1 protein-coding gene and 1 pseudogene are annotated in these 1,193 nt (G+C 72.0%); both read left to right on the top strand.

Going from position 1 to position 1,193, the window contains the following annotated elements:
* Positions 1–635 (top strand): annotated as a pseudogene (locus B116_RS25355) (DUF2637 domain-containing protein); the annotation flags it as partial.
* Between the two features lie 53 nt (positions 636–688).
* Positions 689–1,193: hypothetical protein (locus B116_RS25350; protein ID WP_033667718.1), on the top strand; the 505-nt coding region annotated here is incomplete at its 3' end.

The following is a 1,193-nucleotide window of genomic DNA, read 5'->3' as shown; positions in this document are numbered from 1 at the left end:
CGGTGATTGCTACGCGTCGGGCGGAAGCGGAAACGGCCCTCCGGGCGGAAGCGGAAGCGGAAGCGGTGACTGCTACGCGTCGGGCGGAAGCGGAAACGGCCCTCCGGGCGGAAGCGGAAGCGGAAGCAGCGACCGCGTTGGAGCGGGTGCGGGCGGAAGCGGAAGCAGCACGTGGCGAGCTGCGGTCGGTGACTGCGCAGTCGTCGCGGACTCAGGGACAGCTCGACGCGGAGCTGGCCGAGGCACGCCGCCAGGCGCAGCACGCCGACGCCGCCGAGCGGGAGCTGCTCGTGGCACGGCAGGCCCAGAGCCGGGCGGAGGCCCTGGCCGAGGCCGCCCGCCAGGAGGCCGCAGACCTGCGTACCGCGCTGACGCAGGCCGCCGCGGAGTCCGGCCGCCGGCCACGCCGTACTACAGCGTCGTCGAAGCCGGCGGCTGAGCCGGTGCTGTTCGACGGCCAGCCGGTCCCACACGTCGAGCGGGTCAGCCCGGAGACCGTGCGCGCGGTGTTGCAGGCCCGCAAGGACAACCCCGACGCCACCCAGAAAGAGGTCGCCGAGCAGGTGTCCACCTCCGAGCGGACCGTCCGCACGGTGCTGACCGCCGTCGCGGCCAAGGACGGCCGCGCCTCATAACAGCTCATAACTCGGGTGTGTGAGCTGCGGAAACGCTTGATGGGAGGTGTGCGATGCGGAACGAGACGACCCTGGCGGAGCCTGAGGGCGGCCAGGTGGAGGCGGTGGAGATGCCGGAGCCGGATCTGTCGGTGATGGCCGAGCAGCCGCAGGACAAGTCGGAAAAGGCGCAGGACAAGCAGGAGTTGACGGAGACGACGCCGGCGTCGGTGGGCCTGGTGGTGGGCCTGGTGGTGGTGTCGATTGTGGCTGCGGTGGTGGTGGCGATGTGGATGGTGTCGCCGCTGTTGGCGCTGCTGCTGGGGGCTGGGCTGATCCTGGTCGCGGTGCTGGCCGCTGGTGGGTGGCTGGCGTGGCGGCGGTGGACGCGGCGGAGCAAGACCGGCCGGGACCGCTCGGGCCGGGACGGTTCCGGCCGGGGCGACCGGTCCGGCAAGTCACCGCGAGGCCGGGGCAAGACCGACGGCTGGTGGCCGTTTAGTCGGGGTAAGAACACTCCTGCTGGTGGCAAAACTCCTGGTGGCGGGGGGAAGGCCCCGGCTGGCAAGGCTCCGAAGG

This window comes from Salinispora fenicalii, from assembly GCF_000514815.1.
In the GTDB taxonomy this organism is placed as follows: Bacteria; Actinomycetota; Actinomycetes; order Mycobacteriales; family Micromonosporaceae; genus Micromonospora; species Micromonospora fenicalii.
The sequence above is the reverse complement of the archived record's forward strand: the minus strand, read 5'-3'. Positions and strand labels throughout refer to the sequence as shown.